The 14852-nt window shown below is 68.7% G+C and carries 17 protein-coding genes and 1 riboswitch; of the genes, 10 read left to right on the top strand and 7 right to left on the bottom strand.

The window, feature by feature from the left end:
• Positions 1-189: 189 nt before the first annotated feature.
• Positions 190-383: riboswitch (cobalamin riboswitch) on the bottom strand.
• Positions 384-491: 108 nt separating this feature from the next.
• On the bottom strand, positions 492-1535 hold the full coding sequence (locus tag U5771_RS11260) for a helix-turn-helix domain-containing protein (RefSeq protein ID WP_322024032.1): 1044 nt from the start codon (positions 1533-1535) through the stop codon (positions 492-494).
• Between the two features lie 169 nt (positions 1536-1704).
• Between U5771_RS11260 and U5771_RS11255 the strand changes: the two genes are divergently transcribed.
• The 5 genes from U5771_RS11255 to U5771_RS11235 are packed head-to-tail and all read left to right on the top strand — an operon-like array spanning position 1705 to position 5465.
• A complete protein-coding gene (locus U5771_RS11255) occupies positions 1705-2049 on the top strand; it encodes a hypothetical protein (RefSeq protein ID WP_322024031.1) in 345 nt (114 codons plus the stop codon).
• The gene (locus U5771_RS11250; protein ID WP_322024030.1) at positions 2039-2671 is read left to right on the top strand and encodes a Dabb family protein; all 633 of its coding nucleotides are present in this window, start codon (positions 2039-2041) and stop codon (positions 2669-2671) included. Before U5771_RS11255 ends, U5771_RS11250 begins: the two co-directional genes overlap by 11 nt.
• Before the next feature lie 56 nt (positions 2672-2727).
• Positions 2728-3720: an NADP-dependent oxidoreductase gene (locus U5771_RS11245; protein ID WP_322024029.1), complete on the top strand. Its 993-nt coding sequence runs from the start codon at positions 2728-2730 to the stop codon at positions 3718-3720.
• Positions 3721-3763: 43 nt separating this feature from the next.
• Positions 3764-4639, top strand: a complete 876-nt coding sequence (locus U5771_RS11240; protein ID WP_322024028.1) for an SDR family NAD(P)-dependent oxidoreductase — start codon at positions 3764-3766, stop codon at positions 4637-4639.
• Position 4640: 1 nt separating this feature from the next.
• On the top strand, positions 4641-5465 hold the full coding sequence (locus tag U5771_RS11235; RefSeq protein WP_322024027.1) for an SDR family NAD(P)-dependent oxidoreductase: 825 nt from the start codon (positions 4641-4643) through the stop codon (positions 5463-5465).
• A 54-nt stretch (positions 5466-5519) separates the two neighbouring features.
• Here U5771_RS11235 and U5771_RS11230 read toward each other — a convergent pair whose 3' ends face one another.
• The 4 genes from U5771_RS11230 to U5771_RS11215 form a co-directional block, all read right to left on the bottom strand.
• A complete protein-coding gene (locus tag U5771_RS11230) occupies positions 5520-5768 on the bottom strand; it encodes a hypothetical protein (protein ID WP_322024026.1) in 249 nt (82 codons plus the stop codon).
• Positions 5769-5898: 130 nt separating this feature from the next.
• Positions 5899-6873, bottom strand: coding sequence for a threo-3-hydroxy-L-aspartate ammonia-lyase (locus U5771_RS11225; RefSeq protein WP_322024025.1), 975 nt, complete (start codon positions 6871-6873; stop codon positions 5899-5901).
• A 57-nt stretch (positions 6874-6930) separates the two neighbouring features.
• A complete protein-coding gene (locus tag U5771_RS11220) occupies positions 6931-7569 on the bottom strand; it encodes a transcriptional regulator (protein WP_322024024.1) in 639 nt (212 codons plus the stop codon).
• Complete coding sequence (locus U5771_RS11215) at positions 7566-8087, bottom strand: YbaK/prolyl-tRNA synthetase associated domain-containing protein (protein WP_322024023.1); 522 nt, start codon at positions 8085-8087, stop codon at positions 7566-7568. Before U5771_RS11215 ends, U5771_RS11220 begins: the two co-directional genes overlap by 4 nt.
• Before the next feature lie 410 nt (positions 8088-8497).
• Between U5771_RS11215 and U5771_RS11210 the strand changes: the two genes are divergently transcribed.
• Complete coding sequence (locus tag U5771_RS11210; protein WP_322024022.1) at positions 8498-10081, top strand: isocitrate lyase; 1584 nt, start codon at positions 8498-8500, stop codon at positions 10079-10081.
• Positions 10082-10156: 75 nt separating this feature from the next.
• Here the strand turns inward: U5771_RS11210 and U5771_RS11205 are convergent, their stop codons facing one another.
• Both U5771_RS11205 and U5771_RS11200 read right to left on the bottom strand, forming a co-directional pair.
• Positions 10157-10873, bottom strand: a complete 717-nt coding sequence (locus tag U5771_RS11205; protein WP_322024021.1) for an EthD domain-containing protein — start codon at positions 10871-10873, stop codon at positions 10157-10159.
• Positions 10874-10923: 50 nt separating this feature from the next.
• Positions 10924-11445 (bottom strand): nuclear transport factor 2 family protein, encoded by a 522-nt coding sequence (locus U5771_RS11200; RefSeq protein WP_322024020.1) that lies wholly within the window; start codon positions 11443-11445, stop codon positions 10924-10926.
• Between the two features lie 209 nt (positions 11446-11654).
• Here U5771_RS11200 and U5771_RS11195 point away from each other — a divergent pair, with 209 nt between their 5' ends.
• The 4 genes from U5771_RS11195 (at position 11655) to U5771_RS11180 (ending at position 14712) form a co-directional block, all read left to right on the top strand.
• Positions 11655-12155: a nuclear transport factor 2 family protein gene (locus U5771_RS11195; protein WP_322024019.1), complete on the top strand. Its 501-nt coding sequence runs from the start codon at positions 11655-11657 to the stop codon at positions 12153-12155.
• A gap of 51 nt (positions 12156-12206) precedes the next feature.
• On the top strand, positions 12207-13073 hold the full coding sequence (locus U5771_RS11190) for an SDR family NAD(P)-dependent oxidoreductase (protein ID WP_322024018.1): 867 nt from the start codon (positions 12207-12209) through the stop codon (positions 13071-13073).
• A gap of 9 nt (positions 13074-13082) precedes the next feature.
• Entirely contained in the window at positions 13083-13838 is a 756-nt protein-coding gene (locus tag U5771_RS11185) for an SDR family NAD(P)-dependent oxidoreductase (protein WP_322024017.1), read from the top strand.
• Positions 13839-13935: 97 nt separating this feature from the next.
• Positions 13936-14712 carry a glucose 1-dehydrogenase gene (locus U5771_RS11180; protein WP_322024016.1) on the top strand — a complete coding sequence of 259 codons (777 nt, stop codon included), beginning with the start codon at positions 13936-13938 and terminating at the stop codon, positions 14710-14712.
• Positions 14713-14852 lie beyond the last annotated feature (140 nt).

Genomic DNA, 14852 nt, shown 5'->3' with positions numbered 1-14852 from the left:
CGACACGGCACGGCACACGCGTGCGGACACGCCGCGCGGATTGGCCGCGCAACGGCACGACGCTTCCGGCGTGGAAGCGGAGGCGGAAAGATCGGACATCTGAAGGGTCCTGAGGTCGGGCCGTCCATGCAACGGGGCGACCGCCAAAGACGGTGCTGGCGCATCGGGACACCCCGCCCGGTGCGGCTGCTTGGACCTCGGGTCGATGGCAGGTCTCCTGGCTCGCGGGTCGCTATTCGCACCGGCCTTCCCGGTTTCCCAGTGGCGTGGGGTGGTGCGGATTCGCCGCTCACAGTTGCGGGGGCAGCCGCAGATTCGAGGCGCTGCCTCTCCTGCGTTCCCTTTTGATCCCGTCTCCGGGAACCATCAGCGCGCAAGCGTAATGGCGAGCGCGCCGGCGCGTCAATTATCGAAGCGCGAAGGGATGCGAAAAAACGTCAGTGTTCGCCGCATGCTTTCCGAAACCTTTCTGGTGAAGCATTCGAACCGCTTTACGTCTGATGAAACGGGCCGTTGGCAGCACGGCAATCGCGCCGGAACCGGCTCGGCGCAATGCCCGTCCATCGCACGAACGCCCGCCTGAACGCTTCCTCGCCGGCGAACCCGAGATGCGTGGCAATCCGGGCGACCGGCCAGTCCGATTCGCGCAGGCAGCGCCGTGCGACCTCCGCGAGGCACTGCTCGCGCAACGCGTGATAGCCGCTGCCTTCGGCGGCCAGCCGCCGCCGCAACGTGGCCTCGCTGACGCCGAGCCATGCCGCGAGCTCGGCGAGCGGGGGCAGCGCCTGCTCGCGCGCGAGCGCCGCGTCGAGAAAGCCGCGCACCTGCTGCGCCCATGACACGACGGCCGGCGCCGCATCGATCAGACGAAACGGAAAATCGACGAGAAACGCGGCCAGCTCGCCCGGCTGGCGGATCACGCGGGCATCGAGCCGCGCCGCATCGAACCCGAAGCCATAGGTCTTGCGGCCGACGTCGACCGGCGCGTTGAATAGCCCGAGCAGCGGCATCGCGTCGTCGCGGCGCGGATGGCCGAGCCACACTTCGTCCGGCCGCAGCGGCTGCCCGATCAGCCAGCCGAACAACTGCAGATAGCAGAACAGCCCCGTCAGGTCGACGAGGCACGCGGCCGGGCTGCGCGTGCGGCGCAGCGAATCCATCCGGAACGTCGCGCGTCCGTCGCGTACCGCGAGCGACAGCGCGCCGGCGCGCGGCGTCAGCATTTCGCAGAACTCGGCGGCGCAACGGATCGCGTCGGCGAGCGTCGCGCAACTGAGCAGGCAGCGGCACATCAGGTCGACTTCCTGCTTGCGCATCGGCGGATGGCCGTTGCCGCGCGCGACCTGCGCCTCGAGCCGTTCGATCGCGTCGCGGTACAGCGCGACGAAGCCGCCGGGTGTCGTGGCCGCAGCGGCAACGGCGGGCGTCGCGGGCCGTTCCGCCGGCGGTGCGCCGCTGCGCGTCAGTTCGTCGAGCAGGCGGGCGCCGAGGCCCGGCAGCACGCGGCCGCGTGCCGGCAATGCGCGCTGTTTCATGTGTCTCCCGATTTGATCGTCACGACAGGGGCCGGTGAGCGGGCCGGTAGGGGTTCGCCGGCCGTCGCCACGCAAGAATGCTATCCACGCCGGCCGCTTCCGGCCTCGCCGGAACGGCGTAGGCGGCCGGCAGTGCATTCCGCCACGAACCACCCGAGACGACCCGCGAATGATCCAGATCGTAGACGAAATCACCCTCGCGCCCGAGCGCATTCCCGACGTGCTGGCGCTGCTGCGCGACCGCTATTTGCCGGGCCATGCGGCGCGCGGACTGACGGCGGCCGGCCGCTGGGTGTCTCCGCCCGTCGCGGTCCCGGGGCAGCCGAGCACGCTGTGGCTGACGTGGCAGGTCGCCGATGCGCCGTCGTACTACCGGATGCGCGCGCTGACCGACGGCGACGTGGTCGCGTTCTGGATGGCCGTCGACGCGCTGTGCGACGCCCGCCGCCGCCACGTGATGACGGACCCGGATCGGCCGATGCCTGCACTGACGGAGGCCGACCATGCGGCATGACACGGCGCAGGTATGTGTGTCGACGACCGACGATGCGGGCGCGATCGAGCGTGCCTTGCACGACGCCGCGCAGGCGCTGCCCGGCGCGACCCGCGTGGCGCTCGCGCGCAATCACGAAGGGGGCTGGGGCGCGGGCGATTACACGCTCGACGTGCTGCGCGACGAACGGGCGACCGGTCACGCGCCGGACTTCACCGCGCTGGCCCACGTGCCGGGCGTCGTGCGGATCGACGGTGCCGCATGCCGTGCGATCGGCGGCGGCCTGCGCGAACCGGCGCTGCGCGACGGCATATGGCGCACGCTGATGCTGCGCGTGCGGCCGGGGGCCGACGAAGCACAGGTGCTCGACCTCGAGCGCGAGCTGCTGCGGATGCCGGCATTCATGCCCGGCATCCGCAACTGGCGGCTGAGCCGGATCGTGACGCCGGGCGCGTGGACCCACGTCTGGCAACAGGAATTCGCGCACGTCGGCGATCTGCTCGGTGAATACCTGCTGCATCCGTATCACTGGGGCTGGGTCGACCGCCGCTTCGACGCCGAAAGCCCCGACTGGACGGTCGATGCGATCTCGCACGCGTTCTGTCCGCTCGCATCGAGCCTGCTGGCCGACACGGCGGCGTGACGCGCGGCGCGCAACCGACCCGCCGCCATTCAAACGACAACCCTGGAGACACCCTCATGCGAGCCTTGCTGATCGACCGCGTCGGTCATTCCGATGCGCTGCGACTGGCTGACGTTCCCGCCCCGCAGCCGGGCCCCGGCGACGTGCTGATCCGCGTTGCATACGCGGGCGTCAATCCCGCCGACTGGAAATGCCGCGAAGGCTATCTCGGCGCGTTCATGCAGATCAGGTTTCCGTTCGTGATTGGCTTCGACGCGGCCGGCGTGGTCGAAGCGGTCGGTGACGGCGTCGAAGGGTTCGCGCCGGGGATGCGCGTGTTCGCGCAGACCGACGTCGGCGCGGGGCGCTGGGGCGCGTATGCGGAATACGTCGCGGTGCGGCACGACTCGGTCGTGCGGTTGCCCGACACGGTCGGCTTCGCGGAAGCGGCCGCCACGCCGACGCCCGCGCTGGCCGCGTGGGCCGGCCTGTTCGACGACGGCGGGCTGCGTGCGGGGCAAACGGTGCTCGTGCACGGCGGTGCGGGCGCGGTCGGCACGTTCGCGATCCAGCTCGCCGCGCAGGCGGGCGCGCGCGTCGCGGCCACCTGCTCGGCGCGCAACCGCGCGAGCGTCGAAGCGCTCGGCGCGGCGGCGAGCATCGACTATCGCGCACCGGACATCGCGGCGGCCGTACGGGCATGGGCGCCCGCCGGCGTCGATCTCGTGCTCGATGCGGTCGGCGGCGACACGCTGCCCGCCGCACTCGACCTGCTGGCACCGGGCGGCACGCTCGTGAACATCATGACGCTCGCGGCCGGCGATGCGGAGCGGCTGGCCGCGACGGGCGCTGAAGCTGCACGGCGCGGCCTGCGCACCGCGATGACGTACAGCCGGATGCCGAGCGGCGCCACGCTCGCTGCGATCGCCGAACGGCTCGGCCGGCGCGCGCTGCGCGTGCCGCGCTTCGACAGTTTCCCGCTCGAACAGGCGGCGCGCGCACTCGACCTCGTTCAAACGGGCGACGCGAAAACCAAGTTCGTGCTGCACGTTGCGGATATCGCGGGCTGACGCCGAACGGTCCGCATCCAACATCACCTTCACCGGAGACATCATGACCGACACCCGAACCGCGACGCTCGCGGGCAAATGCGCGCTCGTGACCGGCGCGAGCCGCGGCATCGGCCGCGCGATCGCGCAGCGCCTGGCAGCCGAGGGCGCGACCGTCGTCGTGACGGCGCGCAGCCTCACGCAATCGGCGACGACCGCCGGCACGCTCGCCGAAACGGTCGCGCTGATCGAACAGGCCGGCGGCCGCGCGCTCGCGCTCGCGGCCGACCTGTCGAACCCGGCCGAGCGCGACGCGCTCGTCGCTCGCGCGGCCCAGGCGGCCGGCGGCCTCGACATCCTCGTGAACAACGCGGGCGTGGCCGACTACGCATGCGTCGACGCGATGCCGATGGCGATGTTCGACACGACGATCGAGCACTATCTGCGCATTCCGTTCGCGCTGGCCCAGGCGGCGATTCCGCTGATGCGCGCGCGCGGCGCCGGCTGGATCGTGAACGTCGGCTCGGTCACCGCGCTCGCGCCGCTGCGGCCGTTCGACGAGTTCTCGCGCGCGGGCGGCGCGACCGTCTACGCGGCGGTCAAGGCCGCGCTGTCGCGCTTTACGCAAGGGCTCGCGGCCGAACTCGAAGCGGACGGCATCGCGGTGAACCTGGTCGCGCCGAGCACCGCGATCCGCACGCCGGGCGCGGCCCGCTATATCCCCGAAGGCTATCCGACCGAGGACGTCGCGTATCTGGCGGAAACCGCGCTCGCGCTGTGCAGCCGGCCGGCAAGCGAGCGCACGGGCCTCGTCACGCACAGCCTGCATTTCCCGCTGTCGCAGGGGCTCGCGGTGCACGCGCTCGACGGCCGCACGCCGTTGCCGCCGCCCGTGATTCCCGCGTATGCGCATCCCCACATCGACCCGACAGGACGTTGACATGACGCATTCGATTCGCTTCGACGGCGGTACCGCCGTGATCACCGGCGCGGCCAGCGGCATCGGCAGCGGGCTCGCGCGCCATGCCGCGGCACTCGGCATGCGCGTGGTGCTGGCCGACCTCGACCCGGCGACGCTCGACGCGTTCGCCGCGACGCTCGACACCGACGTGCTGTGCGTGCCGACCGACGTCAGCCGCCCGGAAGCCGTCGACGCGCTGGCCGACGCCGCATGGCAGCGCTTCGGCGGCGTCGACCTGCTGTTCAACAACGCGGGCGTGATGGCGACCGGCTTCAGCTGGGAAATCACGCCTGAACGGTTCGAGCGCAGTTTCGCGATCAACGTGCACGGCGTGATGAACGGGATCCGCAGCTTCGTGCCGCGGATGCTCGAGCGCAACCTGCCGGCGCGCATCGTCAATACCGCGTCGGTCGGCGGGTTCCTGCCGAGCCCGTTGATGTCGCCTTACTCGGCGACGAAATTCGCGGTGGTCGCGCTGACGGAATCGCTGTACGGCGAACTGAAGATGCTCGGCGCGCCGGTCGGCGTGTCGCTGCTCGCGCCGGGCCCGGTGCGGACGGGCATCTTCAACGACCCGTTCGGCGCCGCGCACGACCGGCCCGAGGTGCAGGGCTTCGTCGATACGATGCGCGCGATGCTGAACGCGCACGGGCTCACGCCCGACGCATTCGCCGCGCGGGTGTTCGACGGCATTCGCGACGGACGCTACTGGCTGATACCGCAGCCGGAGACGATCGACGGCGCGCTGCAGCGGCGCACCGCGGACATCCTCGCCGGGCGCGATCCGTCGCTGCCGTCGTTGTGATGCCGTGATGCCGTGATGCGGGCCGGCCGACCGACGCGGCCGGCTCACTCGGCATTACATATGCGTGCCGGAGTGGGTGCGGCCGCTCGGGTCGCCGCCGCGATCGGGCGGCGTATTGTTCTGATCGATCTTCGCGAGCACGAAGCCGGCATGCGGCAGCGCGGCGGGCGAACGGTGGGGGGCCTGCGCGACCGGGTCGTGCGGCGACGTGGCGGGAAAACCGGATGACGTCACGCCCGGTTGAGCGAACGCCGGGAGGGATGCTGCCGCGAGGGCGGCGGCGACGATCGCGTGCGTGTTCATGGTGACTCCTTCTTCACGACTGGCTGCGGGACAACGTAATCAGTCTAGGGCGCGAAACTTAACGCGACGTGAAGGAGCGGCGGCACGCGGATGACAGGATGTTCATGCGGTCATCCGCGTGCCGCGACGGTCATGCCGATGCGGCGACCAGCGTGCAGAAGTTCTCGAGATCGACGTTGCCGCCGCTGATCACGATGCCGACGCGCTTGCCGTTCAGTTCGTCCTTCATCCGGCGCGCGGCCGCGAATGACAGGCAGCCGGTCGGCTCGACGACAATCTTCATACGGGTCGCGAAGAATCGCATGCAGTCGACCAGCTCGGCGTCCGTCGCGGTCAGGATGTCGTCGACGTCGCGCCGCAGGATCGGGAACGTCAGGTTGCCGAGGTGCTGCGTCTGCGCGCCGTCGGCGATCGTGCGCGGCGTGTCGATATGGACGATCGACCCGGACCGGAACGATTGCTGGCCGTCGTTGCCGGCTTCCGGCTCGACGCCGTACAGCTTCGCGTGCGGCGACAGCGCGCGTGTCGCGAGCGCCGTGCCCGACAGCAGGCCGCCGCCGCCGAGCGGCGTGAACACCGCGTCGAGCGGCCCGACTTCGTCGATCAGTTCCTTCGCCGCCGTGCCCTGGCCCGCGATCACGTCCACGTGGTCGTACGGCGGAACCAGCGTGAGCCCGTGCTTTTCCGCGAGTTCGCGGCCGATCTGCTCGCGGTCCTCGGTATAGCGGTCGTAGGTCACGACGTTGCCGCCGTAGCCGCGCGTCGCGGCCATCTTCGCGGCCGGCGCGTCCTGCGGCATCACGATCGTCGCCGGGATGCCGAGGATGCGCGCCGACAGCGCGATCGCCTGCGCATGGTTGCCGGACGAGAACGCGACGACGCCGTGGCGGCGCTGCGTCGCGTCGAAGCGCGACAGCGCGTTGAACGCGCCGCGGAACTTGAACGCGCCCATGCGCTGCAGGTTTTCGCACTTGAAGAACACCTGCGCGCCGAGCGCTTCGTCGATCGTCCGCGACGTCATCACGGGCGTGCGGTGCGCGTGGCCGTCGAGCCGTGCCGCGGCGGCCGCGACGTCGTCGTAGGTGGGGAGGGTCGGAGTGTTCATGAGTCGCTCGTCGGAAGAGTCATTCAACAGGTAAGCGGGGCGCGCCACGGGCACGCCTCATTTCGCATCGTTGTATACGGTGGCGCGCGACACGCCGAGGTGCTGCGCCACGATTTCCATCGCGCGGCGCACCTCGAGGAAGCCGTCCGCCTTCAGCGTCTGCATCAGCTCGCGGCGCTGGTCGGTCTTCAGCTCGCGCGGCGTGGTCGCGAGGCGCGTCGCGAACGCATCGATGCGTTGCCGGATCGCGTCCGCGCCGGCCGGGTCGAGCGTTTCGGCGACCGGCGCGCCTTCGGTGCTGCAGAAGTGGTTCAGCATCCCCTGGAAACCGCGGAACAGCGTGACGTCCGCGTTCAGGCACAGCGCGGCGACATAGCGGCCGCTCGAATCCTTGATGCCGATCGACGTGCTTTTCGCGGTGCGGCCGTCGGCGAAGCGGTTCGCGTAGTTCGCGAGCACCTGCGGGAAGTCGTCGTCCTCGATGCGGGCGAGCCCGAGTTCGGTCGCCGGATCGCCGATCGCACGGCCCGACAGGTTGTTGTGGATCGCGAGGATCGCATGCTCCGGTGTGCGCAGGTCGTGCACGACAACCTCGGTGAACGGCGCGAACATCGCACCGAGCCCTTCGGCGATGCGCAGCACCTGCTCGATCAGCGACGCCTGTTCCTGCTGCGGCCTGGGGCGGGGCGTGGTCATGCGTCGGCCTGCAGCGCGGGCGCGTCGGTCGTTTCCGGTCGCGTGATGTCGGCCAGCAGCGGGCGGGCGATCCGCACGTAGTCGGACGCGTCGAGCACGACCGAGCGGTCGAGGCGGCCCGCGTTGAACGCGATTTCGTCGTTGAGTTCGATCAGCGCAGGGTCGACGACGAGCGTCACGTTCGCGTCGAACACGAACGGCGGCACGGCGCCCATCACGCAGCGCGTGACCGTGGCGGCGAGTTCGGGCGGCGCGAGCGTCGCCTTGCGGCGGCCGACCGCGTCGGCGACCTTGCGGAAATCGATCTTCAGGTGGCCGGGGATCACTGCGAGCGCGGTGGCGTCGCCGCCGTCCTTGAACGTGCAGAGCATCGCCTTCGCACCCTGTTCGGGACGCGTGCCGCGAAGCGCGGCGATCAGGTCGGATTTGCCTTCGGCCGGGTGATCCAGCACGCGGAACCGCGCGCCGGAGGTGTTCAGCAGCGCGCACAGCGCGTCGAAAACGGGGTAGTCGCTCATGGGTTCCGGGCAGGGGGCGCGCAGCGCGGTGCGCGGGGACAGCGCCTGTCGATTCGCCGTCGATGGATTGTCCAAGTATAGACGTTTTGTCATAAGCATGGCAAAAGCCGGAAGCATGGATCGCCGTGCCTGTCCTCCCACCAACTGCCGAAAGGGCGTTTCATATCGCAAAATGCGCGTCGAATTCCTGCCGCGTCGCCTTCCCGCCGCTTGAAAACCTTTTTTGCATCGCAAAACGGGCTGCTTATCTCATTGAAAAACAAGAGAAATTTCTATCTTATGTCTTATATAAGAGTGGGTCGACGACGCGTCGCGCGGCGTTACTATTGAGTCCATGCAGTTCGCTTCGTCACACGGAGCGGGCACGCTGAACCCTTTACTCAAATGCGCTTCGTTCCCAGGAGATTGACATGTCCCAATATCAAGACGACATCAAGGCAGTGGCTGGCTTGAAGGAAAACCACGGCAGCGCGTGGAATGCCATCAGCCCCGAGTATGCGGCCCGCATGCGTGCCCAGAACAAGTTCAAGACGGGCCTGGACATCGCGAAGTACACCGCGAAGATCATGCGCGCCGACATGGCCGCGTACGATGCCGATCCGGCCAAGTACACGCAGTCGCTGGGTTGCTGGCACGGCTTCATCGGCCAGCAGAAGATGATCTCCATCAAGAAGCACTTCAACAGCACCGAACGCCGTTACCTGTACCTGTCGGGCTGGATGGTCGCCGCGCTGCGCTCGGAGTTCGGCCCGCTGCCGGACCAGTCGATGCACGAGAAGACCTCGGTCAGCGCGCTGATCCGCGAGCTGTACACGTTCCTGCGCCAGGCCGACGCCCGTGAGCTCGGCGGCCTGTTCCGCGAGCTGGATGCCGCCAGGGACGCCGCTGCCAAGGCCGCGATCCAGGACAAGATCGACAACCACGTGACGCACGTCGTGCCGATCATCGCCGACATCGACGCCGGTTTCGGCAACGCGGAAGCGACCTACCTGCTGGCCAAGCAGTTCATCGAAGCGGGCGCGTGCTGCATCCAGATCGAGAACCAGGTGTCCGACGAGAAGCAGTGCGGCCACCAGGACGGCAAGGTCACCGTGCCGCACGAGGACTTCCTCGCGAAGATCCGCGCGATCCGCTACGCGTTCCTGGAACTGGGCGTGGACGACGGCATCATCGTCGCCCGTACCGACTCGCTCGGCGCCGGCCTGACCAAGCAGATCGCCGTGACGAACACGCCGGGCGACCTGGGCGACCAGTACAACGCGTTCCTCGACTGCGAGGAACTGTCGGCCGACCAGCTGGGCAACGGTGACGTCATCATCAAGCGCGACGGCAAGCTGCTGCGTCCGAAGCGCCTGCCGAGCAACCTGTTCCAGTTCCGCGCCGGCACGGGCGAGGCACGTTGCGTGCTCGATTGCATCACGTCGCTGCAGAACGGCGCCGACCTGCTGTGGATCGAAACCGAAAAGCCGCACATCGCGCAGATCGGCGGCATGGTCGGCGAAATCCGCAAGGTCATCCCGAACGCGAAGCTGGTGTACAACAACAGCCCGTCGTTCAACTGGACGCTCAACTTCCGTCAGCAGGCGTACGACGCGATGAAGGCAGCGGGCAAGGACGTGTCGGCATACGACCGTGCGCAACTGATGAGCGTCGAGTACGACGAGACGGAACTGGCCAGGCTCGCCGACGAGAAGATCCGCACGTTCCAGGCCGATGCATCGCGTGAAGCCGGCATCTTCCACCACCTGATCACGCTGCCGACGTACCACACGGCCGCGCTGTCGACCGACAACCTCGCGAAGGAATACTTCGGCGACCAGGGCATGCTCGGCTACGTGGCCGGCGTGCAGCGCAAGGAAATCCGCCAGGGCATCGCGTGCGTCAAGCACCAGAACATGTCCGGCTCGGATATCGGCGACGACCACAAGGAATACTTCAGCGGCGAAGCAGCGCTGAAGGCGGCGGGCAAGGACAACACGATGAACCAGTTCTGAGCCTCGTCGCAATCGAAGCAGAACGCCAACCCGTCATGGGTTGGCGTTTTTTTTTATCCGCGCGATCGCCGCGCGTTATCCACGCACCGCCTTCACGACGTACTGGCTCGTCGGCACCACGTCGATCTTGTCGAAATCGATGAAGCGACCGCAACTGTCCATCATCTCGGCCACGTTGCGCTGGAATTTCTCCTCGTCGCCGACCGCATCGAAGAACGCGTACGGATCGGTCATCGCCGCGGCCGGGAAGCATTCCTCGACGATCGCGTCGTAGCCGGGCGCCGCATGCGTGAGCGCGCGCACGACCACGTTCTGCACGTACAGGAAATTGTCCTGCGTATCGATCGCGACGCGCGTGTGATGGCCGTGCCACACGTCGAGCCACGCTTCGTGCGTGAGACGAGGCGGACGCTTCAGGAACGCGAGCTGCGAGAAGCCGCTCGTGCGCTCGCCGGGCGGCGCCGGAAAGCGCGTGTTCGGAATCGGCTGCGACTCGGTGACGAGATACGCGGCCATGTGCGGGACGACCGCACGCACCGCGTCGTCGAACGGCTGGCGGAACATCGGGTTCGCGCTGTCGATCCACACCGCGACGATCCCGTCGATGCCCGGGTGCGTGTTGGTCTGCTTCAGGCCGGCGGCCGGCGCGACATCGGCGTCGGCGACGTTCACCTGCACGCCGTGCGCGCCGAGCGACAGCAGCCGGTCGGCGAGCTGCGCGCGCACGCCGCGGCTCCACGGCTCGGGCGCGGCCTGCGCGTCGCGCCACAACACGTAAATGACTTTCTCCATTGCTCCGGCTCCAGGGGGAATGACGGGATCGGCGGCGCTGCCGCCGGGTTTCAGGAAGCGTTGATGGTGGAATCGCCCGACGTGGCCGTATCGTGCGCGCCCGCTGCGAAGCGGTTCGCGGTCAGCGTGAACGACGGCGGAATCGGCGACGTGACGGTTTCGAACAGGCGCTCGTGACGCGTCGCGTGAATGCGCCACACGCCGTCGCGCTTCACGTACTGGTCGTCGTAGAACGCGGTGCCGTGCAGCAGGTAGTTGTCCTCGAGATTGATCGCGTGATCCTCGAGAAACCACACGCCGCATGCGTGATCGGCGGACACCAGCGTGAGCTCGGGGTGATGGCCGTGATGCATCGTCAGGAAGGTCGGCTTGCCGATCAGCGCGCGCAGGCTCGACACGAACGCGTCGCGGCCGTCGTACGCGTAGCGGCCGCCGTACAGGCGTGCCTCGCAGTCCTCGGTCAGGCATTGCGCGAGCAGCGACCAGTCGTGCGTGTCGACCGCGCGGAAATACCGGTACTTCAGCTGGCGGATCTGCTCGTATGCGTGGAGCGTGCGGGTCGTCTCGTCCATCGCCGTCTCTCGTGGTGGTGTCGTCCGATGGTAGGAACGAAGCCGCCTGCGTCACATCGTCTGTTCGGACGAACGCCGCGACGGTAGCGCTCGCGTCCGCCGATCCGGACCATCGGCTTCATCCAAACAGAGGATGGCCGGCATCTCGTGCGCCTGTAACGTGGCGTCGACGCGGCTTCGCTCCGCGCACACGAGACCAAGGAGACGGCATGACCCCGATCGAACGAATGGAAGTGCGCGTGCGCAGGCTCGAGGACGCCGACGCGATCCGCCGCCTGAAGGCGCGCTACTTCACGTGCTGCGACCGGAAGGATCCGCAAGGGATGCGCGACTGCTTCGCGCCCGGCACCGTGCACATCGACTACGGCCGGATCGGCACGTTCGACCACCGCGACGCGCTGGTCGACGTGTTCGAGCGGCTCGGCTGCCACCCGCACATCGTCGAGATGCACCATGGCGTGAATCCCGACATCACCGTGCTCGACGACACGCATGCGCGCGGCACCTGGGGCCTGCATTACCAGATGCTCGACACCGACGCGCGCACGCTCACGCAGCTCGGCGCGACCTACGACGACGAATACCGGAAGGTCGACGGCGAATGGAAGATCGCGGCCACGCGCTGCGTCGTCACGTCGACGCTGTCCGCGCGTTACGGCGCCGATGCGCCGGGCGTGCTGTTCGCCGGCGCGCAGCCGCCGGCCGCGTGACGACGCGCATGACCCACGCCGGTTGAGAAAATTCCCCAGGAGACATCGAACATGACACAGAACCACGAGGCGCCGGTCGCCGTCGTGACGGGCGCGTCGCGCGGTGCGGGCAAGGGCATCGCGCGCGCGCTCGGCGCGGCCGGCATGACCGTCTACGTGACGGGCCGCTCGCAGCACGAAGGCGACGCGCCGCTGCCCGGCACGATCCACGAGACCGCGCGCGAGATCGACGCGCTCGGCGGCCGCGGGATCGCGGTCGCGTGCGACCACGCGGACGACGCACAGGTGAAGGCGCTGTTCGAGCGGGTCGAACGCGACAGCGGGCGGCTCGACATCCTCGTCAACAACGCGACCTATTTGCACGACCAACTGATCCTGCCGGGGCCGTTCTGGGAGAAGTCGCTCGACCTCGTGAACATCCTCGACGTCGGGCTGCGCTCGGCCTATGTCGCGAGCTGGCACGCGGCGCCGCTGATGGCGAAGCGCCGCAGCGGGCTGATCGCGTTCACGTCGTCGTTCGGCGCGAGCTGCTACATGCACGGCGCCGCGTACGGCGCGCAGAAGTCCGGCGTCGACAAGTTCGCGAAGGACATGGCCGTCGACCTGAAGCCGTTCGACGTCGCGGCCGTGTCGATCTGGATGGGCCCGCTGCGCACCGAGCGCACGACGCGCGTGTGGGACGAACATCCGGACCTGTACAAGGAATTCTCGCTCGTCGCCGAAAGCCCGGAATTCACCGGTCGCGTGATTCATGCGATCCATGCGGACCCGCGGCGCATGGCGCTGTCCGGGCAGGTGCTGGTCGGCGCGGAAGCCGCGCTGCAGTACGGCATCGCGGATCTCGACGGCAAGCAGCCGCCGTCGTACCGCGACCTGCTCGGCGGGCCCGTGCAGGCTCATCCGGCGATCGTCGCTTAAGGAGCGCGCATGGGCATCCTCGAGGGGAAGGTCGCGCTCGTGACGGGCGCGGGGCAGGGCGTCGGGCAAGGCGTCGCGCACGCACTCGCGGCCGAAGGCGCGCAGGTGGCCGTGGTCGGCCGCACGCGCGACAAGCTGGTCGCGACCTGCGACGCGATCCGCGCGCGCGGCGGTGTCGCGGAGCCGTTCGTGTGCGACGTGATGGACGCCGCGCAGATCGCGCAGTGCGTCGATGCGGTCGTCGAGCGGTTTCACGGCGTGCAGATCCTGATCAACAACGCGCAGGTCGTGCCGCTCGGCCGCCTGCTCGACGTGACCGACGCGGATTTTCTCGCGGGCCTGGAGTCCGGGCCGATCGCGACGCTGAGGATGATGCGTGCGTGCCATCCGCACCTGAAGGGCGACGGCGTGATCGTCAATTTCGCGTCGTCGGCCGCGGTGCGCTGGGACACGTCCGGTTATGGCGCCTATGCGGCGACCAAGGAAGCGATTCGCGCGCTCACGCGTGCGGCGGCCTGCGAATGGGGCGCCGAGGGCATCCGCGTGAACGCGGTCGCGCCGCATGCGTTGTCGCCGGGGCTGAAGGGCTGGGTCGACGCGAACCCGGACGAAGCGGCCGCGTTCTTCCGCACGATCCCGCTCGGCCGCGTCGGCGACTGCGAGCAGGACATCGGGCGCGCGATCGTGTTTCTCGCGAGCCGCGATGCCGCGTACCTGACGGGCGCGACGCTGCCGCTCGACGGCGGGCAGGCGTACTGGGGCTGACGGCGGGCGCGGCGTCAATCAAGGGTCGGCACGGAAGCGCATGTCAGCACGTTCGGGCAGGCAAACCGGAATCGGAAAGCATCGAAGAGAGAACGACATGGGTCGACTGGAAGGGAAGGTAGCGATCGTCACGGGCGGCGCGCGCGGGATGGGCGAGGCGACATGCAGGCTGTTCGTCGAGGAGGGCGCGCGCGTCGTGATCGGCGACGTGCTCGACGCGGAAGGCGAGGCGCTCGCGCGCGAGCTCGGCGACGCGGCGCGCTTCATGCGGCTCGACGTGGCCGACGAGGCGAACTGGGCGCGCGTCGCGGACGCGACCGTCGAGCAGTTCGGCCGCATCGACGTGCTCGTCAACAACGCGGCCGTGCTGATGTTCGGCGCGATCACCGAGTTGTCGAAACGCGATTTCGAGCGTGCGGTGTCGATCAATCTGGTCGGCACGTTCGTCGGCATCCACACGGTCGCGCCGCGCATGATCGCGCAGAAGCGCGGGTCGATCGTCAACATTTCGTCGGTGGACGGGCTGCGCGGCGTGAACGCGCTGGCCGCCTACGTCTCGAGCAAATGGGGCGTGCGCGGGCTGACGAAGGTGGCGGCGCTCGAACTCGGCCACCAGGGCGTGCGCGTGAATTCGATCCATCCGGGCGGCGTGAACACGGCGATGTCGAACCCGACCGGCGCGCCGCTCGACGAGGTCAACAAGCACTACACGCACGTGCCGCTGCAGCGCGTCGGCCTGCCCGACGAAATCGCGCGCGCGACGCTGTTTCTCGCGAGCGACGAGGCGTCGTACTGCAACGGCGCCGAACTGTCCGTCGACGGCGGCATGGCGGCGGGCGCGTATTACCCCGGATTGCCGGGCGCGCCGTTTTGAGCGGTAGCGCACACAACGCCTTCGCGACGGATGTTTGTGTCCGCAACCTAATTCAGGGTTTGCCTGAGTAGCGAAAACGTGAATTCGGGCCGCGGCCGTTCGGGTGCCTCGCATGCGAACGTGTCGCGCCGATTTTGCGT

The sequence above is a fragment of the Burkholderia sp. BCC1977 genome, from assembly GCF_905339595.1.
GTDB lineage: Bacteria > Pseudomonadota > Gammaproteobacteria > Burkholderiales > Burkholderiaceae > Burkholderia.
Note: the sequence above shows the minus strand (reverse complement) of the source record. Positions and strands in the feature narration are given on the sequence as shown.